19 protein-coding genes are annotated in these 22,778 nt (G+C 60.6%); 10 read left to right on the forward strand and 9 right to left on the reverse strand.

Annotation, left to right across the window (positions count from 1 at the left end; genetic code table 11):
* The first annotated feature begins 74 nt into the window (after positions 1-74).
* Complete coding sequence (locus tag BMX59_RS27200) at positions 75-1,919, forward strand: methyl-accepting chemotaxis protein (protein WP_371914394.1); 1,845 nt, start codon at positions 75-77, stop codon at positions 1,917-1,919.
* Positions 1,920-1,976: 57 nt separating this feature from the next.
* Here BMX59_RS27200 and BMX59_RS27205 read toward each other — a convergent pair whose 3' ends face one another.
* On the reverse strand, positions 1,977-3,659 hold the full coding sequence (locus BMX59_RS27205; RefSeq protein WP_093127960.1) for an AMP-binding protein: 1,683 nt from the start codon (positions 3,657-3,659) through the stop codon (positions 1,977-1,979).
* Positions 3,660-3,921: 262 nt separating this feature from the next.
* Here BMX59_RS27205 and BMX59_RS27210 point away from each other — a divergent pair, with 262 nt between their 5' ends.
* Positions 3,922-4,698, forward strand: coding sequence for an ABC transporter substrate-binding protein (locus BMX59_RS27210; RefSeq protein ID WP_092246099.1), 777 nt, complete (start codon positions 3,922-3,924; stop codon positions 4,696-4,698).
* 170 nt (positions 4,699-4,868) lie between these two features.
* Here the strand turns inward: BMX59_RS27210 and BMX59_RS27215 are convergent, their stop codons facing one another.
* From BMX59_RS27215 to BMX59_RS27230, 4 genes are all read right to left on the reverse strand, one after another.
* A complete protein-coding gene (locus BMX59_RS27215; protein ID WP_071491497.1) occupies positions 4,869-5,495 on the reverse strand; it encodes a helix-turn-helix transcriptional regulator in 627 nt (208 codons plus the stop codon).
* On the reverse strand, positions 5,495-6,628 hold the full coding sequence (locus BMX59_RS27220; protein ID WP_092246096.1) for an NAD(P)/FAD-dependent oxidoreductase: 1,134 nt from the start codon (positions 6,626-6,628) through the stop codon (positions 5,495-5,497). The genes BMX59_RS27215 and BMX59_RS27220 overlap by 1 nt, the downstream gene beginning before the upstream one ends.
* Positions 6,625-7,569 (reverse strand): ornithine cyclodeaminase family protein, encoded by a 945-nt coding sequence (locus tag BMX59_RS27225; protein WP_093127964.1) that lies wholly within the window; start codon positions 7,567-7,569, stop codon positions 6,625-6,627. Before BMX59_RS27225 ends, BMX59_RS27220 begins: the two co-directional genes overlap by 4 nt.
* A gap of 68 nt (positions 7,570-7,637) precedes the next feature.
* Complete coding sequence (locus BMX59_RS27230; protein ID WP_092246090.1) at positions 7,638-8,576, reverse strand: LysR family transcriptional regulator; 939 nt, start codon at positions 8,574-8,576, stop codon at positions 7,638-7,640.
* 109 nt (positions 8,577-8,685) lie between these two features.
* On the opposite strand from BMX59_RS27230, the gene BMX59_RS27235 reads away from it, so the two are divergent.
* The 6 genes from BMX59_RS27235 to BMX59_RS27260 all read left to right on the forward strand — a co-directional run bounded on the left by BMX59_RS27235 (position 8,686) and on the right by BMX59_RS27260 (position 14,923).
* A complete protein-coding gene (locus tag BMX59_RS27235; RefSeq protein ID WP_092246087.1) occupies positions 8,686-10,185 on the forward strand; it encodes a CoA-acylating methylmalonate-semialdehyde dehydrogenase in 1,500 nt (499 codons plus the stop codon).
* 243 nt (positions 10,186-10,428) lie between these two features.
* A complete protein-coding gene (locus BMX59_RS27240) occupies positions 10,429-11,367 on the forward strand; it encodes a pectate lyase family protein (protein ID WP_092246085.1) in 939 nt (312 codons plus the stop codon).
* A 251-nt stretch (positions 11,368-11,618) separates the two neighbouring features.
* The gene (locus BMX59_RS27245) at positions 11,619-12,869 is read left to right on the forward strand and encodes a glycoside hydrolase family 68 protein (RefSeq protein WP_071491491.1); all 1,251 of its coding nucleotides are present in this window, start codon (positions 11,619-11,621) and stop codon (positions 12,867-12,869) included.
* A 446-nt stretch (positions 12,870-13,315) separates the two neighbouring features.
* Positions 13,316-14,143 (forward strand): iron-containing redox enzyme family protein, encoded by an 828-nt coding sequence (locus tag BMX59_RS27250; RefSeq protein WP_058427036.1) that lies wholly within the window; start codon positions 13,316-13,318, stop codon positions 14,141-14,143.
* Positions 14,144-14,161: 18 nt separating this feature from the next.
* On the forward strand, positions 14,162-14,329 hold the full coding sequence (locus BMX59_RS31235; protein ID WP_081049337.1) for a rubredoxin: 168 nt from the start codon (positions 14,162-14,164) through the stop codon (positions 14,327-14,329).
* Positions 14,330-14,923: a LysE family translocator gene (locus tag BMX59_RS27260; protein WP_071491489.1), complete on the forward strand. Its 594-nt coding sequence runs from the start codon at positions 14,330-14,332 to the stop codon at positions 14,921-14,923. It abuts the gene before it with no gap.
* Between the two features lie 96 nt (positions 14,924-15,019).
* Here the strand turns inward: BMX59_RS27260 and BMX59_RS27265 are convergent, their stop codons facing one another.
* The 4 genes from BMX59_RS27265 to xylA form a co-directional block, all read right to left on the reverse strand.
* Positions 15,020-16,156, reverse strand: a complete 1,137-nt coding sequence (locus BMX59_RS27265) for a sugar ABC transporter permease (RefSeq protein WP_092246075.1) — start codon at positions 16,154-16,156, stop codon at positions 15,020-15,022.
* Positions 16,157-17,704: a D-xylose ABC transporter ATP-binding protein gene (gene xylG, locus BMX59_RS27270; RefSeq protein WP_092246072.1), complete on the reverse strand. Its 1,548-nt coding sequence runs from the start codon at positions 17,702-17,704 to the stop codon at positions 16,157-16,159.
* 5 nt (positions 17,705-17,709) lie between these two features.
* Positions 17,710-18,702 (reverse strand): D-xylose ABC transporter substrate-binding protein, encoded by a 993-nt coding sequence (gene xylF, locus BMX59_RS27275; RefSeq protein ID WP_071491486.1) that lies wholly within the window; start codon positions 18,700-18,702, stop codon positions 17,710-17,712.
* 263 nt (positions 18,703-18,965) lie between these two features.
* Complete coding sequence (gene xylA / locus BMX59_RS27280; protein ID WP_071491485.1) at positions 18,966-20,282, reverse strand: xylose isomerase; 1,317 nt, start codon at positions 20,280-20,282, stop codon at positions 18,966-18,968.
* Positions 20,283-20,421: 139 nt separating this feature from the next.
* On the opposite strand from xylA, the gene BMX59_RS27285 reads away from it, so the two are divergent.
* Positions 20,422-21,594, forward strand: a complete 1,173-nt coding sequence (locus BMX59_RS27285; RefSeq protein WP_093127973.1) for a XylR family transcriptional regulator — start codon at positions 20,422-20,424, stop codon at positions 21,592-21,594.
* Positions 21,595-21,682: 88 nt separating this feature from the next.
* Positions 21,683-22,660, forward strand: a complete 978-nt coding sequence (locus BMX59_RS27290) for a sugar-binding transcriptional regulator (RefSeq protein WP_071491483.1) — start codon at positions 21,683-21,685, stop codon at positions 22,658-22,660.
* Positions 22,661-22,778: the final 118 nt, after the last annotated feature.

Genomic DNA, 22,778 nt, shown 5'->3' on the forward strand with positions numbered 1-22,778 from the left:
TGCTGCTGCCCATGCTCGGGTTCCTGACATTGGCCGGCGTGTTCGTGGTGGACAACTACAAGACGCTGCGCGACATGGACGCCACGGTGACGGCCAGCGCCACCGCGCAGAAGCTGAGCCGACTCATCACCACGCTACAACGTGAGCGTGGTGCCAGCGGGGTTTTCCTGGGCAGTGGTGGCCAGTCGATGGGCGACAGGATGTTGCAGATGCGCCAGGACTCCAGCGCGGCGGTCGAGGTGGTACGCGGCTTGAGGGCGTCGGGTGGTGCGAGCCTGGATGGCGTGCAGCGTGCCTTGGACCAACTGCCGGCGACCCGTGCACAGATCGACAAGCTGGGCATCAATAGCACCGAATCCGGCGCGCGCTACACCGAGATCATCCAGGCCCTGGTGGGGTATACCCATTCCCTGGAGGCCAGCGTCAACAACGCAACCCTGGTCTATGCCCTCGGCGCGTTGAACCAATTCATCGAAATGAAAGAGCGCGCCGGACGCGAGCGCGTGATACTGGGGCTGGTATTCAATCAGGATCGCTTTGATGCGACGCTGCTGTCACGCTTCAGCCGTAACCTGGGTGAGTTCAATGCCTACTACGATGCGTTCCGCCGCAAGGCACCGGTAGCCACGCTTCAACAGTTCGATGAGCAGATGCAAAAACCCGCCGCCGTGGAAGTCGGCAAACTGCAACGCCTGGCATTTGAGGTGCCGATGGGGCAGGCGCTGGGCATCAAGCCAGAGGCGTGGTTTGAAACCTCCACTCGACGCATCGACCTGATGAGCCAAGTGGAAGAAACCCTGGGCCAAAGTGTCAGCGACCTGGCGAAGCATGAACGCGATGCCGCCAGTCGTGCCCTGTGGTTGACCCTGGGCGCGGTGGTGGTGGCGCTGTTGGCGGTTGTGGTGTTGTCCTGGCTGATTATCCGCATGATCGGCTCGGCGGTGCGCGACCTGAACCGGGTGCTGAACGACCTGGCGCAGCGCGACCTCACGGCACGGGCGACGTACCAGAGCCGCGACGAATTCGGCCAGATCTCACACAACCTCAACCGCATGGCGCAAGAGATCAGTGGCGTCGTGCAGGAAATCGGCAACGCCACCGCCCAAGTGGCGACGGCGGCGGAGGAGTCCTCCACGGTCACGATCCAGACCAGCCAGAGCGTCGAGCAGCAACGCCAGAGCACCGAGCTGGTGGCGACGGCGATCAACCAGATGAGTGCCACCGTGCGCGAAGTGGCGCACAGCACCAACGATGCGGCGCAGATGTCGCAACGGGTCAATACCAGCACCGCACAAGGGCGTGCCGAAATAGAAAGCACCATCGCACTGATCCGCCAGCTCTCGGGGCAGGCCGAGGAAACCGCGCTGATCATTGGCGATCTCAAGCAGGAAAGCGACGGCATTTCCACTGTGCTTGACGTTATTCGGGGCATCGCCGAGCAAACCAATCTGCTGGCCTTGAATGCGGCGATCGAAGCGGCGCGGGCCGGGGATCACGGCCGTGGGTTCGCGGTGGTGGCGTCCGAAGTCCGTGTGCTTGCGCAGAAGACCCAGGAGTCCACGGGCAGTATTCAACAGATGATCAGCAACCTGCAGACCGGCTCCGACCGTGCGGCCACGTCCATGCAAGAAACCCTGGGCAAGGCGCAGGACGGTGCGAGCAAGGTGGAACGAGCGGGTGAGTTGCTGCAAGAGATCGCCGAAGGGGTGTCGGGGATCAGTGATCGCAACATGCAGATCGCATCGGCCGCCGAAGAGCAGAGTGCGGTCTCGGAGGACATCAACCGCAACGTCAACGAGATCAATGACCTGGTGATCCAGGTCAGTGCCGGGGCTGAACAGACGGCCGCTACCAGCCAGGAGCTGGCGCGCCTGGCCGAGCAGCAGCAACGCCTGGTCAATCGTTTCAAGGTGGCCTGATCGACTGGCGTGCAGCGCGCCCCGCCGAGTGCAGCCACCTGCATCACGGGGCTTTGGTTAAGCGAAATCTTCCTCGAAGTGTTCCCGCTCGCCACGCGTATCGCCCTGGCGCCGCACCACCTCCATCTGGCGCAACTCCACGCGGCGGATCTTGCCGGAGATGGTCTTGGGCAGTTCGCTGACGAACTCGATACGCCGCACCCGTTTGTACGGCGCCAGGTGCTCGCGGGCAAAAGCCAGGATGTGCCGGGCCAGCTCGGCGTCGCCCGCAGCATCGTGGGCCAGGATCAGGAACGCCTTGGGCACCGCCAGGCGCAGCGGGTCTGGGCTCGGCACCACGGCCACTTCCATGACCGCCGGGTGTTCGATCAAGGCGCTTTCCAGCTCGAACGGGCTGATGCGGTAGTCGGAGGCCTTGAACACATCGTCGGCGCGACCGACGAAGGTGATGTAGCCGTCGGCGTCGACCTGCGCGGTGTCGCCGGTGCGGTAGTAGCCGTCACGCATGACCTCGGCGGTTTTCTCCGGGCTGTCTTCGTAGCAGAGCATCAGCCCGAGAGGGCGCACGTCCAGGGGCAGGGCGACTTCGCCTTCGCTGCCGGGATTGCCATCCGGGTCGAGCAAGGCCACCTTGTAGCCCGGCAGCGGACGGCCCATGGAACCGGGCTTGAGCACCTGGCCTGGGGTATTGCCCACCAGCGCGGTGGTTTCCGATTGGCCGAAACCGTCGCGCAACGGCAGGCCCCAGGCGTGCTGGATCTGCTCGATGATTTCCGGGTTCAGCGGCTCACCGGCGCCTACCAATTCGCGCAGGCTCAGGCGCGATTTATAGCTGGCAAGATCCTCCTGGATCAGCATGCGCCATACCGTGGGCGGCGCACACAGGCTGGTCACGCCGTAGCGTTCCAAGGCACTGAGCAGGGCCGGCGCGCTGAACCGCGCGACGTTATGGATAAAGATGCACGCACCGGCATTCCAGGGGGCGAACAGGCAACTCCAGGCATGCTTGGCCCAACCGGGCGAGGAGATATTCAGGTGCAGATCGCCCGGCTGCAGGCCAATCCAGTACATGGTCGACAGGTGGCCCACCGGGTAACTCTGGTGGCTGTGCAGCACCATCTTCGGTTTGGACGTGGTGCCGGAGGTGAAATAGAGCAGCATCGGGTCGGTGGCCAGGGTGCGGCCTTCGGCCTCGAAATGATCGGGGTATTCAAAGGCGGCGTTGTGGGCGACCCAACCCTGCGGTGCCGCGCCCACACAGATGCGGTTGCAACCGTCTGCCAGCCCGTCGAATTTAGGTACGTGGGCCTCGCCGACCACCAGATGGCGCACCTGCCCGCGCTCGATGCGGTCGCGCAGGTCGTCGGGGTTCAGCAGGGCGGTGGCGGGAATGACCACGGCGCCGAGCTTGAACGCGGCGAGCATGGTGTCCCACAGCGCCACATCGTTGCCGAGCATCAATAGCACCCGGTCACCGCGACGTACACCGAGTGCGCGCAAGTGATTGGCCACCTGGTTGGAGCGCGTGGCCAGTTGCTGGAAGCTGTAGCGTTGCTCACTGCCGTCTTCCTCGACGATCCACAGCGCATGCGCCGCATTGCCCTCGGCCATCGTGTCGAAATAGTCCAAGGCCCAGTTGAATGCATCCAGTTGCGGCCAACGGAAGTCCCGGACGGCAGTGGCGTAGTCGGTGCGGTGAGCGAGCAGAAAATCCCGAGCGGCCAGGAAGGGCTGGGTCATGGTGGCTGTCCTTAATTATTGTTGTGGGGACTGACCCTCGGTTTAGCCGAGAGGCTGGACCGAGTATAGGCACGCATAAATCAGAGCAGAACGCCCAAAAACACCGGTGCGTTGTGCAAAAAAGTCATGGGTGTCGCGCCAGGCAGCAGTGAGATTGACGATTGAGACGTAAAAGTCCAAGATGGAATTATAAGTACAAAAGTGCACGATTCATCTCTTTCTCACTCTTGCCAAACCAACAACAACTTGCGAGACCACGATCATGCAGAAACGCTCCCTCATTACCGCCCTGGCCTTGAGCCTGCTTGCATCCGGCCCCTTGGTCGCCGCCGAGAAAACCCTGCGCATCGGTATCGAGGCGGCTTACCCACCGTTCGCCTCCAAGACCCAGGAAGGCAAGATCGTCGGGTTCGACTACGACATCGGCAATGCGCTGTGCACGCAGATGAAGGTCAAGTGCGTGTGGGTCGAAGGTGAGTTCGACGGTCTGATTCCGTCCCTCAAGGTCAAGAAAATCGACATGGCGCTGTCGTCCATGACCATCAACGAAGACCGCAAGAAGTCGGTGGATTTCACCCACAAGTACTACTTCACCTCATCGCGCCTGGTGATGAAGGAGGGGGCGGTGGTGGATGACCAGTACGCCAGCCTCAAGGGCAAGACGGTGGGGGTGCAGCGTGCGACCACCACGGATCGCTACGCCACCGAGGTGTTCGAGCCCAAGGGCATCAACGTCAAGCGCTATGGCAATAACGAAGAGATCTACATGGACCTGGCTGCCGGGCGACTGGATGCGATCTTTGCCGACACCATCCCCTTGAATGATTTCCTGCAGATGCCCCGTGGCAAGGGCTACGCGTTTGTCGGCCCGGAACTCAAGGACCCGAAATACGTGGGCGAGGGCGCGGGCATCGCGGTGCGCAAGGGCAATACCGAATTGGTCAGCCAGTTGAATGCGGCCATTGACGGCATTCGCGCCAGTGGCGAGTACCAGAAGATTTCGCAGCAGTACTTCAAGGCCGATATCTACGGCGATTGAGAGGTACACGCGCGCTGTCGCGCGGCCAATTAGAACCCCTGAGGCCAACGGACTTGTTGTGGCGAGCGGGCTTGCCCCGCGTTGGGTTGCGAAGCGACCCCAAAGATGGGCCTGCTACGCAGTCCAACGCGGGGCAAGCCCGCTCGCCACAAAATGCGGTCGTGCGCACCTCAGCCCTTCAGTTCCTTCAGATGCTTGTAGACCGTCGCCCGCCCCATGCCCAGCACATTGGCCACATAGTTCGACGCGCTCTTGCCCTTGAACGCCCCCTCGGCGTGCAGGGCCAGCACCAGCTCACGCTTGTGGTCGCGGGTCAGCACATTCAGGCTCAACTGCCGCTCGCGCATCCAGGCATGCAAAAACGTGTTGATGCGCTCCTGCCAGTCATCGCGAAACAACGAGTCCGGCTGCGGGATCAGCTTGCTCGGCGACAGGAACAGGTCCAGCGCCGCCTTGGCGTTTTCAAACAGTGAAATATTCAGGTTGATGCACAGCACCGCCAGGCGTCGGCCCTTGTGGTCGTGCAGCACGGTGCTCAGGCTGCGGATTTTCTGGCCATCCCAGTTGAGCTTTTCGTACGGGCCGATATTGACCTCGCTGACGTCGGCGTCGAGCATGTCCTCCAGCGCCGAGTCATCGCCGATGCTGCGCTTGGACAGGTTATTGGCGATGTAATCGACTTTTTGCGAGCGCAGGTCATGCAGCACCGCTTCGGCGTGGGGGAAGAACAGCGTGGCGATGGCGTCGGCCATCGCGCGGAAGTTCTGCATGACGGTGTCTTGTTCAGCGGTGTTCATCAATGGGGCTCCAGGCGGGCAGGGGAGAGCATACCAGCGTCGAGGCCGAAGCGTGTCAGCGCCTCCGGCAGCGCTGCGCCGCGCACCAGTGCGGCACTGGCCTGGCCCATGGCCGGTGAGGTCTGGATGCCATAACCGCCCTGTGCCGCGACCCAGAACAGCCCCGGTACCACCGGATCAAAACCCGCGAGCAGATCACCGTCGTGCACGAAGCTGCGCAGGCCGGCCCAGGTGCGGGTCGGGCGGCGGATGGTCAGGGTGGTGGCTTCTTCGATCTGGTAGATGCCCATGGCGATGTCCAGCTCTTCGGGCTGAATATCCTGAGGCGCCACCGGGTCGGCATTGGCAGGGGAGCCGAGGAACATGCCGGCGTCGGGTTTCATGTAGAAGGATTCGTCCAGCGCCACCAGCATCGGCCAGCGGTGGCTGTCGACGCCGTCGGGGCCGGCGAAGATGAACGCCGAACGTCGCTTGGGCTGCAAGCCGATGGACGCGGCCCCGGCGAGACCGCCGATGTGGTCGGCCCAGGCGCCGGCGGCGTTGATGATGACCGGCGCGGTGTAGGTTGTGTCCTGGGTTTGCACCTGCCAGACGCCGTCGCTGTCGCGGCTCAAGCCGAGTACGTGGCTATCGGTATGCACCTGGCCACCGTTGCGGCGGATACCGCGCAGGTAGCCCTGGTGCAGGGCGTCGGTGTCGATGTCGCTGGCGGTGGGGTCATACAGTGCACCGTGGACTTTTTCCCGGCGCAGGATCGGCAACTTCGCACAGGCCTCGTCGGCGCTGAGCAATTCGACCTCGGCCACGGTGGCCTTGGCGCTCTGGTACTGGGTGTTCAACTCGGCCGCATCGCCGATGAAGTCCACGGTCATTTCGCCCCGGGGCGTGAGCAACGGGTGTTCGCAGAAACCGGGCGGCGGGTTATCGAAAAACGCCCGGCTGGCCAGGGTCAGCGCCCGCACCTGCGGGGTGCCGTAGGCGGCGGTAAACAGTGCCGCCGAACGTCCGGTGGAGTGATAGGCCGGGTGGCTTTCGCGCTCAAGCACCCGCACCTTGCCGTGCTGCGACAACCAGAACCCCGTGGAGGCGCCGGCAATACCGCCGCCGATGATGATGAAATCTGCGTGGTTCATAGCTCTCTCCAGAGGGCATTGGCCAGGGCGATGTCTTCCAGGCCCAGGCCGATGGAGCGGAAGAATACATGACGGTCGTAGGTCGGAGGTTGCACCCATTCGCTGAGCAGTTCGGGCAAGTCCCCCACGATGGCACGCGGGTCCCACCCGTGTTGCTCGGCGGCGATCAGCATGTCACCCGCCGCGCCCGGGGTGGTCTGGCGATAGTCGCAGAACACCTGCATCGCGTTGAGGCTGTGGGGCGGCACTTCATGGGCGCGGGGCGCATTGGTGCTGATCGAGGTAATCAGCGCCGGTTTGCTCAAGCGGGCAGGGTCGAGCACCGGCCCGGCCGACGAGGTGCACAGCAGGATCACATCGGCGTCGTCCACGGCCGCCTCGCAGCTGTCGGCGATGACCACCCGTGGGTCCAGATTTTTGAGGTGGGCGATAGCCTCGGCGCTGGCGTGGGCCAGGCTGGGGGAAAACAGGCTGATGTGCTGCCAGTCACGCAGTTGCTTGATGTAGTGCAAATGCGCCTGCGCCACCTTGCCGCTGCCAATGATCGCCAGGCGCCTTGCTGATAAAGGCGCCAATGCTTCCACCGCCAGCGCTGTGGTGGCCGCAGTGCGGGCCGTGGTCAGTTCGGCCGCATCGCACAACAGCAGGGGTTGGCCGGTCTGCATCGACATCAACAAGGTCCACGCGGTCACCAGTGGCCCTTGCTCACCCACGATATAGGGCGAGGTCTTGACCCCGTACACCCCATCCTCGGCCAGCACGCCCAGGTAGTTGATAAAGTCGCCGGCGGCGTGCGGGAACTCCACCAGTTGCTGCGCTGGCTGCACGGCTTGCCCGGCCGCCAGGTCCTGGAACAGCTTGCGCAGGATCTGCGGCACATCGACTTTTCCGAGCAATTCGCGGGCCTGGGCCTGGTGGATCACATGGGGTGTGCTGGACATGGGGATCTCCGCAAGTAAACTAATTTGTCTATTATGGACTTTTAGTTTCGTTGGGCAAGCGTAAAAGATCACCCCGTAAAGCGAAACCCACCCGACAATTCAGTTTTCAGAAACCCCACCAACGCACTCACCGCCTTAGGCACATGGGGCGAATACGGTCGGATCAGGTAGATCTCGTTGGCGAATGCGCCCTTGAGCGTCCAGCCCTTGAGCACCTGCACCAGCTTGCCGCCGGCCAGGGCGGCGTGGGCGCTGAAGTCGGGGAGCAGGGCGATGCCCAGGTGATTGAGGGCCGCATCGCGCAGGGCTTCGCTGTTGTTGGTGGCGAAGCTGCCGGCGATGGGCACGGTGAGGCGTTCGACGTTTTTAGTGCCACGCTCGAAGGTCCAGGCCGGCTGGTCGGCGCCGCGAGGGTAGAACAGGCAGTTATGGGCGCACAGGTCATTGGGTTCGCGAGGCTCGCCGTGGCGTTGCAGGTATTCCCGGGTGGCGACCAGCACCGAGCCGGTGTCGCACAGCTTCCAGGCCACATGGGTTTCCGGCACCTGGAAGCCGTGGCGCACGGCCAGGTCGTAGCCTTCGGCGGCCAGTGAACTCAGGGCGTCGGACACGTCCAGTTGAATGCGCACCTGCGGGTACTGTTGCAGGAATTCCGACAAGTGCGGCACCAATTGCTGACGGGCGAACGCCACCGGCGCGGTCAGCCGTACCAGCCCGCGAATCTCGCCGACCGAGTCGCGTACCGAGGAAAAGCTGCGGGCGATCTGCTCATAGGCGCTGCGCACTTCACGGGTCAACGACAGCCCCGCATCGGTCAGCCTGACGCTGCGCGTGGTGCGGGTGACCAGCCGCGTGCCGGTGGCTTTTTCCAGGTCGGAAATACGCTGGCTCACCGCCGACTTGCTCACGCCCAGGCGTGCGGCGGCGGCGGTGTAGGTGCCTTGTTCCTCCAGCACCGACAGCCAGTGGATATGGGTCCACAGCCCTTCGATCTCGGATTTTTCCATGGGTGGATTGTTCGCTATGCTGGACAATAAGTTCTGGATTCTGCTCTGGTTTGGAACAAATCGAAAGCCTATCGTGGTCCCCAACGCTATCCACCTGGGATCTACTGCCATGACCACCACCATCGAGCACTACATCAACGACCAGCGCGTGTCCCGCGACGATCGCTATCAGGACGTCTACAACCCGGCCACCGGCGAAAAGACCGGCCGCGTCGCCCTGGCCAGCCGCCAGACCGTGTCCGAAGCCGTCGCCGCCGCCCAGGCCGCGTTCGCCGGTTGGGCCGACACTCCGCCGATCCGCCGTGCCCGCGTGCTGTTCGAATACCTGCACCTGCTGCGTGAGCGCAAGGACGACCTGGCGCGCATCATCGTCGCCGAACACGGCAAGGTCTTCACCGACGCCCAGGGTGAAGTGGATCGTGGCATCGATATCCTGGAGTTCGCCTGCGGCATCCCCAACCTGCTCAAGGGCGAGCATTCCGACCAGGTATCCCGTGGCATGGACAACTGGACGATGCGCCAACCGCTGGGCGTGGTGGCGGGTGTCACGCCGTTCAACTTCCCGGTGATGGTGCCGATGTGGATGTACCCGATCGCCATCGCGGCGGGCAACACCTTCATCCTCAAGCCAAGCCCCACCGACCCGAGCGCCTCGCTGTTCATGGCCGAACTGCTGCGCGAAGCCGGCCTGCCCAAAGGCGTGTTCAACGTGGTGCAGGGCGACAAGGAATCGGTGGATGCGCTGATCGAGCACCCGGACGTCAAGGCCGTGAGCTTTGTTGGCTCCACGCCGATTGCCCAGTACATCTACGAGACCGGTGCGCGCAACGGCAAGCGCGTGCAAGGCCTGGGCGGCGCAAAAAACCACATGGTGGTAATGCCCGACGCCGATCTCGACAAAACCGTCGACGCCTTGATGGGCGCCGCCTACGGCAGTGCCGGCGAACGCTGCATGGCCATCTCCGTGGCGGTGCTGGTGGGCGATGTGGGCGACAAAGTCATCGCGGCGCTGACCGAGCGCGCCAGGCACCTGCGCATCACCGACGGCCGCGACCTCAAGGCCGAGATGGGCCCGATTGTGTCCCGCGCCGCCCTGGAGCGCATCAGCGGCTACATCGAACAAGGCGTGCAGGCCGGCGCGCAGTTGCTGCTCGATGGGCGCGACTATGTGCCCACCGAGGCCGGCCTGGAAAATGGCTTCTGGCTCGGCGCGACCCTGTTCGACCACGTGACCCAAGAGATGAGCATCTACCGCGAAGAGATCTTCGGCCCGGTACTGGCGTGCGTGCGCGTGAATGACTTTGCCGAGGCGATCAAGCTGGTCAACGACCACGAATTCGGCAACGGCGTCAGCTGCTTTACCCGCGACGGCCACATCGCCCGCGAATTCGCACGGCGCATTGAAGTGGGCATGGTCGGCATCAACGTGCCGATCCCGGTGCCGATGGCCTGGCATGGCTTTGGTGGTTGGAAGAAGAGTCTGTTCGGCGACATGCACGCCTATGGCACCGAGGGCGTGCGCTTCTATACCAAGCAAAAGTCGATCATGCAGCGCTGGTCGGAAAGCATCGAGCAGGGCGCGGAGTTTGCGATGCCGGTGTCCAAATAACGGCCAAAAGAACACAGCAGGGCAAATGTGGGAGGGGCTTGCCCCCTCCCACTTTCGATTGTTTTCCACTTGAGGGTTGACGGTCGTGCGAATGCACAATACTGTATATAAACACAGTGTTTAAGCGCTGATCGACCAACACCGGCAACCTCAGTCCTGCCAGACACTGTGTGCAAGTTAACGGATTAACTTGATGCACAGGCTCGTCTTACCGAGCCATTTTTATTGATAGAGAGGGAACTCATGTCCTACCCAGAAAGCAGACTCACCGGTCTGATCGGTTTCGCCCAAGCGGCAAAAGTGACAGGTGGCTGGTCCGGCCCCGTGGTCAGTATCACCACGCTCGATCAACTCAAGGCCAATATCGGCGACACCACCCCACGGGTACTGGTGATCAACAGTAATATCTCGGCGTCGAGCCTGACCAAAGTCAACATGGGCGCCAACAAGACCCTGATTGGCTCGTTCCAGAACCGCACCCTGGAGAATATTCACCTGCGTGCAACGGCGCAGTCGCAGAACATCATTCTGCAGAATCTTATCTTCAAGCACTCGGCAAGTATCAAGGCCAATGACGATATCCAGGTCTACTTGAACTACGGCAGCAAGTATTGGATTGACCATTGCTCTTTCGTCGGGCACAGCTGGTCCACCACTGACGGCAGCGAAGATAAACTGCTGTATATCGGGGAAAAGGCCGATTATGCCACCATCAGTCACTGCTTCTTTGGCAGTCATAAGTATGGTCTGATCTTCGGTCACCCGGCGGATGATAATAATGCCGCGTTCAATGGCTACCCACGCCTGACACTGTGCCATAACCGCTTCGACAACATGGAAGTGCGTGCGCCTGGCTTGATGCGTTACGGTTATTTTCATGTGTACAACAACTACATCAATAACTTCCACCTCGGTTTTACCCTGGCACAAAATGCCAACATCCTTTCTGAAAGTAATTACTTTGGCGAAGGCAGCCAGAATAAAGGCATGTTGGATGACAAGGGCACCGGGACCTTCACCGACATCAACAGTGTGCCGCCAATCACTAATCAGAAGTCGCCCAAGGCGCAGTGGACGGCCTCATCCAACTATGGCTATACCTTGAAGACCGCCGCACAAGCCAAGGATTTTACCCAGAAGAATGCCGGCGCCCAGTCGGTTGCACTGGTCTTTGGTAGTTGATTAGCTAGCTTTCTACTTAGTGATCAATTAATGCGAGTGCCACTGTATTTATATCAAGGATATAAATACAGTGATGGCCTTTCTAATCTAAATAATTCTTCATGTTGCGACAGGCAGGCTTCCATGTTAAACCTTGTTTCGCACTTGCAGAGCCAACTATCCCTTGCTCTTTCAGCCACTATCAAGTTGTTGGCTGTCATGTGCTATTTAATCTTCGCTTGTCACTTAAGCGTCAGCAAAAGGACATCATCATGAAACATGCGAATCACACACCCACTCGCTGGACACGGGCCGATGCGCTGAAAGTTAATGAGAATGACCCGACGACGACACAGCCGTTAGTGAGTCCTGACTTTCCTGTCATGAGTGACACGGTCTTTATCTGGGACACCATGCCCTTGCGTGAACTGGATGGTACGGTGGTATCGGTCAATGGCTGGTCAGTGATCTTCACCCTGACGGCTGATCGTCGCCCCCATGATCCACAATTCATCAACGCCGATGGCCGTTACGACATCAAGCGCGACTGGGAAGACCGCCATGGCCATGCGCGTATCTGCTACTGGTATTCGCGCACCGGCAAGGACTGGATCTTCGGCGGTCGTGTCATGGCCGAAGGGGTTTCGCCGACCACGCGGGAATGGGCAGGTACACCGATCCTGCTGAATAACAACGGCGATATCGACCTGTATTACACCTGCGTCACACCGGGCGCCACCATTGCCAAAGTCAGGGGCCAGGTGGTCACCTCGGATACCGGCGTGACCCTGCGGGGCTTTGATCAGGTCAAATCGTTGTTTGATGCCGACGGTATCTATTACCAAACCGAAGCGCAAAATTCGACTTGGAACTTTCGCGATCCCAGCCCCTTTATCGATCCAAAAGATGGCAGGTTGTACATGGTGTTCGAAGGCAACGTTGCCGGCGAGCGCGGGACACACGAAGTAGGCCCGAATGAAATAGGCCTGGTGCCGCCCGGGCATGAAGATGTCGGCGGTGCGCGTTATCAGGTCGGCTGCATCGGCATTGCGGTGGCCAAAGACCTCAACGGTGACGAATGGGAGATTTTGCCACCGCTGGTGACCGCCGTTGGTGTGAACGACCAGACCGAACGGCCGCACTATGTGTTCCAGGACAACAAGTACTACCTGTTCACCATCAGTCACAAGTTCACCTACGCGGACGGCGTGACGGGCCCGGATGGCGTGTATGGTTTCGTCAGCGACCGGCTGTTCGGCCCTTACACACCGATGAACGCCTCCGGCCTGGTGCTCGGCAATCCGCCTTCGCAGCCCTTCCAGACATACTCCCACTGTGTAATGCCCAACGGCCTCGTGACATCGTTTATCGACAGTGTGCCCACCACTGGCGATGACTACCGTATCGGCGGCACCGAAGCGCCGACGGTCAGGATTGTGTTGAAGGGCGATCGTTCGTTTGTGCAGGAGGCTTATGACTATGGCTACATCCCGGCGATGCGCGATGTAGTGTTGAGCCAGTGACTGCCGTGCAATCGTCAGCCTGATCATCTGGTGTAAACCGATGCAAAAGTGGGAGGGGGCTTGCCTCCTCCCACTTTTTTAACCGCAATCCAGTTCGGTGGCCGAAGCACTGTCGAGCAAGCTGGCGGTGTAGAGCAGGGTGTGTCAGTGCGAGCATGTTTAATTGATGAATAAATAAACTAATGGATGGTTTAATTGGTGATGGGAATTTCCTTCGGATGGTATTCGTCTTACAAACGCAGCCTACAGTATTATCGGTAGGACTTAGTTGCTGGTTTGCTGGCGGTTTTTTTTATCGTGCAGGAACGCTCTACAGTGAGCGTTTAAGATGTGTGATACAAAATCATGAGGTGTTTTGGCTTGACAAATTTATGTGCGGATAAATAATTTAATCGCTTGCTTTAAAAGGTGTGAAATCATTTTTTATAAAAACAAGGATGAAAATGATGGATGCTCAAAATTCAGTAAAAAACAGATCAAATGAAAGGCTCTCTAAGAATGAGATTTATAGAGTGTGCGAGGCCGGTTACAACGAGGTGGCTAATGCAATTGTCCGGCATGCCGCGCTTAGGGAACTTGAAAAATTCGGCGAGATTATCTCTGCTCGTCCTCTGACGCATCAGGGTATGGCCTTGTTTTTTGGCACCCTTTGGGCTTTTTTTAAAGACGTGCCTGCGGGAATCGTTGCGTTGGCTGCACGTGTTACGGATGAATGGATCAAGGAGGATATGTGGAATGGCACAGCCAAGGCTGCGCATATTCTTTATGCTTCGGTTGATGAGTATGGTCTGCACCAGCATAGTAAACATATGCTGCCTACCCATCATCAGATGTTTAAACAACTGACGACTCATCTGGGGCTTTCCGATGCTGATCTGTTTAATCCGTCTAACGTACTCCCAGAGGGTACTGCGATGGGGAATAACACGCATAGGATGTACCGCTCCGAGTTTTTGGGCGAAGCGTTGGGTTTTCATTTGGCTTCGGAAATGACCTCGTCCAGAGAGTTTCAGTACTTTCTTGAAGGGTTTAAAAAATACGCCCGTGAGTATGGCTTGGTGGATGAGGAAGACCCGGTCTTGGCGTTCTTCGCTATCCACTGCGAAGTCGAACCCATGCACGTAGCGACCGGGCGGGAGATCGTAATTTCATACTTGGAGAAAAACCCAGGTATCGCTCCACAAGCCATGCGCGGTGCGATGGCATTCATGGACGGTTTTGAACATATGTTTTCGGCACTTAATCGTCGCCTTGCCGACCCGCAGAGTCTTTGAATTCTGGAGATTGTCTACATGTATAAGTCTTATGAGTGTCAGATCTGTCACTACGTTTATTCCGAGGCATTGGGTGAGCTTCTAGTCGACGTTGAGGCAGGAACAAGGTGGGGCGAGCTAGACGACAATTTTCAGTGTCCGCACTGTCGGGCAAAGAAAAAAATGTTCAGAGAGATTGTGAGGTAAATGCACGACTTTCTGAGTGCAATGCTATTTTCGACACTGCTTTCAATAAGCGTTGGACCGATAGCCTTGATCATTCTAAGGCAGTCCATCGTCTTTGGCTTTCGCAGTGCATTGCCCGCAGCCCTGGGGGCGGCAGTTGCCGACGCGGTATTTGCAGCTGTCGCCTTTACAGGCTTGAAGGTGGTCGAAGCATTTTGGGTCGCCAATCATCAGCTATTGACGTGGGGAGCGATTGCCTACCTCCTTTATCTTGGTGTTACCACATTCAAGAACGCTGCTGGCACGATGCAGATAACGTGCACCGCAGGATTTGTACCGGTCTTTTTACTGACGTTGACTAGCCCGTTCACCATTGCGGCGATTTCTTCCTATGCCATCGCCAGCGGCGCCCAGCTTCAGGGGCAGGGAATCTACTGGAATTTGCTGGGTGTTCTAGTGGGCTCGTTTCTCGGGCAAATGTTGTATGCAGCAGGGGGTGGGGGGATGAAGAAGCTGTTTGCTGAACGTTCAGGTTTTGGTGTGCTCAATCGAGCGAGCGGGGTGTGTCTGATTGGATTTGCGGGCTGGCAGATGGCTTGTGCTCTATCGCTATAGGCTTGCCCCCGATGGCGGTGGATGAGTCAGCTACAGGTAAGCTGACTCATCCACCGCCATCGGGGGCGAGCCACCTCCCACATTAATCTTGCGTTCCTAGCGCCGACCTGTGCGGGTACTCACATCCACCCAAACCGCCAGCACCAGAATGCTGCCCTTCACGATCATCTGCCAGTAACTGTCCACATCCAGCATCGACATGCCGTTATCCAGGCTGGTAATCACCAACGCCCCGAGCAACGCGCCATACACCGTGCCCGAGCCGCCGCGCATCGATGTGCCGCCGATAAAACACGCGGCTATGGCATCCAGCTCACCCATGTTACCCGCCGACGGCGAGCCGGCAGCCAGGCGAGCGGTGTTGACCAATCCGGCGAGCGCGCACATCACGCCCATGATGCCGAAGATCCACAGTTTCACTGCCTGCACGTTGATGCCCGACAGGCGCGTGGCTTCCATATTGCTGCCCACCGCGTACACCCGGCGGCCGAACACGGTCTGGCTGGTGACGTAGCTGAATACACCGAGCAGTACCAGCAACAGCAGCACCGGCACGGGGATGCCGTCGTAGCTGTTGAGGGTGGTGACAAACCCGGCCAGCACCGCGCCGATCACTACCACGCGCAGCACATCACGCACCAGTGAATGCGCAGCCAGGCCATGCAGTGCGCGGTTGCGCCGTTGTTTCCAGGTGAGGAACAGGGTCAGGGCAAACAGTAAGACACCGAGGCCGATCCCGACCGAATGGGGCAAATACCCTTGGCCCACATACACCAAGGAAGGCGACACCGGCGCAATGGTGGTACCGCCCGTGATCCCCAGGAGAATCCCGCGAAACGCCAACATCCCCCCCAGGCCAACGATAAACGACGGGATACGCAGGTAGGCCGTCATGTAGCCGTTGGCCAACCCGATCATCAAGCCGCACAGGGCAACCAGGCTCAGGTTCGCCAACAGCGGCACGTGATACACCACGTCCAGGATCGCCGCCAACCCGCCCAGCAAGCCGAGCAACGAGCCCACCGACAAATCGATCTCGCCACTGATGATCACCAGCACCATGCCGCACGCCAGGATCCCGGTGATCGACATCTGCCGCAGCAGGTTGGACAGGTTGCGCGGTGTAAGGAAGCCCCCCTCGGTCTGCCAACTGAAAAACAGCCAGATCACCGCCACGGCGATCACCAGGGCAAGCATTTTGTAGCGGGTAAACAGCTGTTTGAGCTGATTCATCTACGCGGTCTTCCGATCATTATTATTGTGTTGGCTGAGCGCCGCGGCGAGCACCTGTTCCTGGGTGAGCCCGTCATTGATGAAGTCGCCGCGCAACTGGCCGTCGCCGATCACCAGCACGCGGTTGGATACGCCGAGCACTTCGGCCAGCTCCGAGGAAACCATGATGATCGACACTCCCTCGGCCGCCAGCGCGCCCATCAATTTGTAGATCTCATACTTGGCGCCCACGTCCACCCCGCGTGTGGGCTCATCGAGGATCAGCACGCGAGGCCTGGCCATCAGCATTTTCGCCAGCACGGCCTTTTGCTGGTTGCCACCGGACAGGCTGGTGATCGGCAGGAACGGGCTGGCGGTCTTGAGGTGCAGGCGTGCAATCTGCTGGTCGATGCTGCCCAGTTCGGCTTCGGCGTCGATGCGCGTCAGATGCGCGTAGGTGTCGAGTACCGCCAGGGTGATGTTCTGGCCCACGCCGAAGTCGGGAATGATGCCCTGGCGCTTGCGGTCCTCGGGCACCATGCACAGCCCGGCGCGGATCGATTTGAGCGGGGTGCGCGTGTCGATCACCTGGCCGTCCAGCCACACCTCGGCGCTGTAGCGACCGGGGTAGGCGCCGAACAGTGCCGACACCAGCTCTGTGCGCCCGGCACCGACCAGCCCGGCAATGCCGAGGATTTCCCCGCGCTTGAGCACAAAGGACACATCGTCCACGCGCTTGCGCCTGGGGTTGTCGACGTCATGGCAGGTGACGTTGCGTGCCTCGAAAATCACCTCGCCCACCGCATGGGGTGCGGTGGGGTAGAGGTTGCTCATCTCGCGGCCGACCATCTGGGTGATGATTTGTGCGATGTCCATGTCGGCCATGGCGGTGGTCGCGATGTGCTTGCCGTCGCGGATCACCGCAACGGTGTCGCACACCGCCGCCACTTCATCGAGCTTGTGGGAGATGTACACGCAGGCCACGCCCTTGGCCTTGAGGCCGCGGATGATGTCCAGCAGCACCTCGATTTCCGAGCGGGTCAGGGCCGAGGAGGGCTCGTCGAGAATCAGCAGCCGCGCCTGTTTGTTCAGGGCCTTGGCGATTTCCACCAGTTGCTGGTGGCCGCCGCCGTACTGCGACACCGGCAGCGCCACGTTCATGTCCGGCACCTTGAGCTCGCGCATCAAGGCTTCGGCGCGGTGGAACATCGCCGGGTAGTTCATCCGCCCGCCCGGCAGGGTCAGTTCATGACCCATGAAGATGTTTTCGGCCACCGACAGGTCGGGCACCAGGGTCAGTTCCTGGTGGATGATCACGATACCGGCCGCTTCGGTTTCGCTGATCGACTGGGCCTTGAGCGGCTGCCCGTCCCAGAGAATTTCGCCGTCCCAGGTGCCGTGGGGATACACCGCCGACAGCACCTTCATCAAGGTGGATTTACCGGCACCGTTCTCGCCGCACAGGCCGACGCATTCTCCCGGCCGCACCTTGATATCTATGCCGTTCAGCGCGTTGACCCCGCCAAAGCGTTTGACGATGCCGTTCATTTGCAGCAGGTAGTCGGCCATGGCGCTTACTGCCCGGCCATCTGCTCTTTGGTGTAGAACCCGTCTTTCTCCAGCAGGTCGATGTTCGCCTTGGTCAGCGGGGTCGGGGTGAGCAGGATGGTGTCGACCTTTTTGCTGCCGTTGTCGTACTGCGAGCTGTAGGTGGGTTGCTCATTGCGCGCCAGTTGCACCGAGAGTTTGGCGGCTTCGCTGGCGATCAGCTTGAGCGGCTTGTACACGGTCATGGTCTGGGTGCCGTCGATCACGCGCTTGACCGCCGCCAGGTCGGCATCCTGGCCGGAGATCGGCACCTTGCCCGCCAGTTTCTGCGCGGCCAGGGCCTGGATCGCACCGCCGGCGGTGGCGTCGTTGGAGGCGACGATGGCGTCGATCTTGTTGTTGTTCCGGGTCAGGGCGTTTTCGACGATGCTCAGGGCCTCGGTGGGGTTCCATTCCTTGACCCACTGCTGGCCGACCACCTTGATATCGCCCTTGTCGATGGCCGGTTGCAGCACTTTCATCTGGCCTTCGCGCAGCACCTTGGCGTTGTTGTCGGTGGGCGCGCCGCCGAGCAGGAAGTAGTTGCCCTTGGGCGCCGCTTGCAGCACGCCGCTGGCCTGCATTTCGCCGACCTTTTCGTTATCGAAGGAGATGTAGGCGTCGATGTCCGCATTCAGGATCAGGCGGTCATAGGACACCACCTTGATCCCGGCTTTCTTGGCTTCGGCGACGGCGTTGGTGAGCACGGTGGCGTTGAACGGTACGATGACGATCACATCGACGCCGCGGGAAATCAGGTTTTCGATCTGGGAGATCTGTTTTTGCTCGTTGGCATCGGCGGATTGCACGAAGACTTTGGCGTCGAGTTTCTCTGCGGCGGCGACGAAGTAGTCGCGGTCGCGGGACCAGCGTTCCAGGCGCAAGTCATCGATGGAGAAGCCGATCTTCGGGTGGGCCGAGTCGGCCAGCACCGGCAGGGCGAACAGGGCAAGGGCAGTGGCGATGAGGGTGCGTTTCATGGTTATGCGTCCTTTTATTGTTGTTGGAAAGACTCTAGGCAAACACCGTACTTGTGGCGATGAAGCGTGTTGTGGCAAGTGAGCTGTTGTGGCGAGCGGGCTTGCCCCGCGTTGGGGCGCGAAGCGGCCCCTTTCCTGGCGACATGTTTTCACCTGACACACCTAGGCGCCTGGTTCTGGGGCTGCTTCGCAGCCCAACGCGGGGCAAGCCCGCTCGCCACAACAAGCCCGCTCGCCACAAGAAAATCCCGCATGTCACACAGTCAACGGTAGATAAAGCGATTCACAATACCTTCCAGCATCTCTTGCCGACCACTCACCGCCTGCGGGTTCAGCTCATGGGCAAAGGCATGCTCGGCCAGGGATTCCAGGCTGAATTCCCCCGCCAGCACCGCCTGGCCCAGCGGCTGCTGCCAGCCGGCGTAACGCTGGTCCTTGAACTGCTGCAACCGGTCGTTCTCGACCATGGCCGCCGCCCGCTCCAGCGCCAGCGCCAACACATCCATGGCCGCCACATGCCCGTGGAACAGGTCCACCTCATCGAGGCTCTGGCGGCGTACCTTGGAATCGAAATTGTAGCCGCCATTCTTGAAACCCCCGGCCTTGAGGATTTCATAAGTGGCCAGGGTCATTTCCTCGACGCTGTTGGGGAACTGGTCGGTGTCCCAGCCGTTCTGCGGGTCGCCACGGTTGGCGTCGATGCTGCCGAAAATCCCGAGGGACACGGCGGTTGCGATCTCATGATGAAAGCTGTGCCCGGCCAGGGTCGCGTGGTTGGCCTCAATGTTGACCTTGATCTCATGCTCCAGGCCGAACTCATGCAGGAAGCCGAACACGGTGGCGCTGTCGTAATCGTATTGATGTTTGGTCGGCTCCTGGGGCTTGGGCTCGATCAGCAGGTCGCCCTTGAAGCCGATCTTGTGCTTGTGCTCTACCACCATGCGCATAAAGCGTCCGAGCTGTTCGCGTTCGCGCTTGAGGTCGGTGTTGAGCAGGGTTTCATAGCCTTCACGGCCGCCCCACAGTACATAGTTGGCGCCTTTGAGCCGCAGCGTCGCGTTCATCGCGCTGAACACCTGGGCGGCGGCGTAGGCAAACACCTCCGGGTCCGGGTTGCTCGCGGCGCCGGCTGCAAAGCGTGGGTTGCTGAAGCAGTTGGCGGTGCCCCACAGCAGTTTGATGCCGGTCTGTTCCTGATGGCGTTCCAGGTGGTCGACCATCTGCGCAAAGTGATTGCGGTATTCCTTGAGCGAGCTGCCTTCGGGGGCGACGTCCGTGTCGTGAAAGCTGTAGTAGTCGATGCCCAGCTTGGTGAAAAACTCGAAGGCCGCATCGGCCTTGCCGATGGCCAGATCCATCGGCTCACCACTGCGTTGCCATGGCCGTTTGAAGGTGCCCACGCCAAACATATCCGCCCCTGGCCAGACGAAGGTGTGCCAATAACAGGCGGCCATGCGCAGGTGTTCGCGCATGGGTTTGCCGAGGATGATTTTATTGGCGTCGTAATGGCGAAAGGCGAGGGCAGAGTCGCTGCTGGGGCCTTCGAAGCGAACCTTCTCGACACCGGGGAAGTACGGCATGGCGTTTTCCTTATTGTTCTTGGCGGTGCCCCGATACTAGCAACGGCCAATGGGCTGCCGATTATGAAAATCACCAAGGGAGGGTGCGATTTTGAGTGGCAGGGTCTAGGCTGTTGCGACCGGCCCCAGGACAACAACAATGAAAACCCTACCGCCCGTGCACCGCATCGCCTTGCTGTTCAACGGCAGCAAAATCTACGACCGTGGCATCATCGCCGGGATCGGCAATTACCTGAGCAGTACCCGCGCGTCCTGGGACTTGTTCCTTGAAGAGGACTTCCTGTGCCGCCTCAAAGGCATTGAGCGCTGGCAGGGCGACGGCATCATCGCCGACTTCGACGACCCGCTGATCGGCGAGGCGCTGGCCGGCAGCAAGGTGCCGGTGGTGGCAGTGGGCGGTTCTTATGAGGATGTGCGCGCCTACCCCAAGGGCATTCCCTATGTGGCCACCGATAATGCGGCCTTGATGAAGCTGGCCTATGAACATTTGATCGAGGCCGGTGTGACGCGGTTCGCCTGTTTCAGCCTGCCCGAAGCCCAGGCCAATCGCTGGGCCCAGGAGCGCGAAAAGGCCTTCAAGCGCTTGCTGCAACGCGATGGCTTGCCAGTGCAGATCTATCGCGGCCTGGGCACCAGTGCGCCGCTGTGGGACAGCGCGGTGGAGCAGCAGATCGCCTGGCTGCAGAGCCTGCCCAAGCCCATCGGGATCATTGCGGTCACCGACGCCCGCGCCCGGCAACTGCTGCAAGCCTGTCTCACCGCCGGCATCGCGGTGCCGGAAGAGGTGGCGCTGATCGGTATCGACAACGACCCACTGACCCGCACCCTCACGCGCGTGCCGTTGAGTTCGGTGATCCAGGGCACCGAAACCATGGGCCGCACCGCCGCCGCGCTGTTGCACCAGATGCTGCATGGCAAGCCTTGCACCGGCACGCAGGTGCTGGTGCCGCCGGATGCGATCAACGTGCAGGCGTCGAGCCTGCACCAACCCTTGGGCAACCCCTATGTGATGCAGGCGTTGCTGTTTATCCGCCAATACGCCTGCCAGGGCATCAAGACGGCGCAGGTGGCGGCCTATGTCGGCGTGTCGCGTTCATCGCTGGAGTCGCACTTTCGCAAGGCGCGCGGGTGCAGCGTGCACGACGAGATCCTGCGCTTCAAACTCGCCAGCGCCGCCAAGGGCTTGCAGGGCAACCACCTGGCGATTGCCGACATCGCCCAGCAGTGCGGCTTCAAGTCGGCGCAGTACCTGCACACCGTGTTCCGCCGCGAGTTCGGCTGCACGCCACGGGAATACCAGCACAGCCATTAGAAACTTTGCAGGCATCGCCCATTCGCCGCTGGACTTGCACCGTACAGACTAGGGAGAATGGTTTTTTGTGGCGTAAATGGAAGCTCCCATGACCGACAGTGCCCAGCGTGCCGCCAGCGACATCGACCTGATGACCGAAGTGGCCATGCTTTATTACCTCGACAACATCACCCAGGAAGCCATTGCCAAGCGCTTCGACCTGTCGCGGGTCAAGGTCAGCCGCTTGCTCAAGCGCGCCCGTGATGAAGGGGTGGTGGAGGTGCGGGTGTTGCAGCATCCGGCCCTGAACACGGAGTTGGAGCAGGCGCTGGTCGAGCGTTTCCAGTTGGACCGCGCCTTGATCGCGGTCGACCACGGCGACCCCGACACCCAGCGCTCGGCCGTGGCCAGCCTGGTGGCCAACTACCTGAACAAGACCCTCAGCGACGGCATGATCGTCGCCGTCGGCATGGGCCGCAACGTGGGCGCCGTGGCCGAGAACGTGTTCCTGCCGGTGACGCGCAACTGCACCTTCGTTTGCGCCATCGGCGGCTCGCTCAAGGCCGGCGAATACATGAACCCCGACCATATCTGCCGGCGCCTGGCCCTGCGTTTCGGCGCCGAGAGCGAAACCCTGTACGCCCCGGCCCTGGTGGCCAACCCGGAACTGCGCAGCGTGCTGATCAACAACGACACCGTGCGCTCCACCCTCGACCGTGCGCGCCGCGCCGATATCGCTTTGATCGGCATCGGCGACATGAGCGAGAACAGCAACATGGTGCGCATGGGCTGGTTCTCGCCCCAGGAAATCGCCCAGGCCCGGGTGTCCGGTACGGTCGGTGACATGATGGGCTACGACTTCATCGACATCCACGGCCAGCCGGCGGTCAACGCCATGCAGGGCCGGGTGATCGGCCTGTCGGTACAGGAACTGGTGCGCATTCCCGACGTGGTAGCGATTGCCAGCGAAAACACCAAGGCGGCGGCCACCCTCGGTGCGTTGCGCTCCGGGGTGATCAACACCCTGGCGACGACCGTCTCGAATGCCTACACGATCCTTGCCCTGGATGATGCAACGCGCCGCTAGGTGACATCTTGTATGTGGTGAGCCCGCTTGTTGTGGTGAGCGGGCTTGTTGTGGCAAGCCCGCTCGCCACAGAAAGCCCCGTCCACCAAAGAGGCTGTGTAGGGCAAACCCGCTCCCA

The organism is Pseudomonas sp. NFR09, from assembly GCF_900111535.1.
Taxonomy (GTDB): domain Bacteria; phylum Pseudomonadota; class Gammaproteobacteria; order Pseudomonadales; family Pseudomonadaceae; genus Aquipseudomonas; species Aquipseudomonas extremorientalis.

Coding starts and splice junctions, on each gene's coding strand:
- BMX59_RS27200 (WP_371914394.1), top strand. CDS start 75: ATGGACGCCACGGTGACGGCCAGCGCCACCGCGCAGAAGCTGAGCCGA.
- BMX59_RS27205 (WP_093127960.1), bottom strand. CDS start 3,659: ATGACCCAGCCCTTCCTGGCCGCTCGGGATTTTCTGCTCGCTCACCGC.
- BMX59_RS27210 (WP_092246099.1), top strand. CDS start 3,922: ATGCAGAAACGCTCCCTCATTACCGCCCTGGCCTTGAGCCTGCTTGCA.
- BMX59_RS27215 (WP_071491497.1), bottom strand. CDS start 5,495: ATGAACACCGCTGAACAAGACACCGTCATGCAGAACTTCCGCGCGATG.
- BMX59_RS27220 (WP_092246096.1), bottom strand. CDS start 6,628: ATGAACCACGCAGATTTCATCATCATCGGCGGCGGTATTGCCGGCGCC.
- BMX59_RS27225 (WP_093127964.1), bottom strand. CDS start 7,569: ATGTCCAGCACACCCCATGTGATCCACCAGGCCCAGGCCCGCGAATTG.
- BMX59_RS27230 (WP_092246090.1), bottom strand. CDS start 8,576: ATGGAAAAATCCGAGATCGAAGGGCTGTGGACCCATATCCACTGGCTG.
- BMX59_RS27235 (WP_092246087.1), top strand. CDS start 8,686: ATGACCACCACCATCGAGCACTACATCAACGACCAGCGCGTGTCCCGC.
- BMX59_RS27240 (WP_092246085.1), top strand. CDS start 10,429: ATGTCCTACCCAGAAAGCAGACTCACCGGTCTGATCGGTTTCGCCCAA.
- BMX59_RS27245 (WP_071491491.1), top strand. CDS start 11,619: ATGAAACATGCGAATCACACACCCACTCGCTGGACACGGGCCGATGCG.
- BMX59_RS27250 (WP_058427036.1), top strand. CDS start 13,316: ATGGATGCTCAAAATTCAGTAAAAAACAGATCAAATGAAAGGCTCTCT.
- BMX59_RS31235 (WP_081049337.1), top strand. CDS start 14,162: ATGTATAAGTCTTATGAGTGTCAGATCTGTCACTACGTTTATTCCGAG.
- BMX59_RS27260 (WP_071491489.1), top strand. CDS start 14,330: ATGCACGACTTTCTGAGTGCAATGCTATTTTCGACACTGCTTTCAATA.
- BMX59_RS27265 (WP_092246075.1), bottom strand. CDS start 16,156: ATGAATCAGCTCAAACAGCTGTTTACCCGCTACAAAATGCTTGCCCTG.
- xylG (WP_092246072.1), bottom strand. CDS start 17,704: ATGGCCGACTACCTGCTGCAAATGAACGGCATCGTCAAACGCTTTGGC.
- xylF (WP_071491486.1), bottom strand. CDS start 18,702: ATGAAACGCACCCTCATCGCCACTGCCCTTGCCCTGTTCGCCCTGCCG.
- xylA (WP_071491485.1), bottom strand. CDS start 20,282: ATGCCGTACTTCCCCGGTGTCGAGAAGGTTCGCTTCGAAGGCCCCAGC.
- BMX59_RS27285 (WP_093127973.1), top strand. CDS start 20,422: ATGAAAACCCTACCGCCCGTGCACCGCATCGCCTTGCTGTTCAACGGC.
- BMX59_RS27290 (WP_071491483.1), top strand. CDS start 21,683: ATGACCGACAGTGCCCAGCGTGCCGCCAGCGACATCGACCTGATGACC.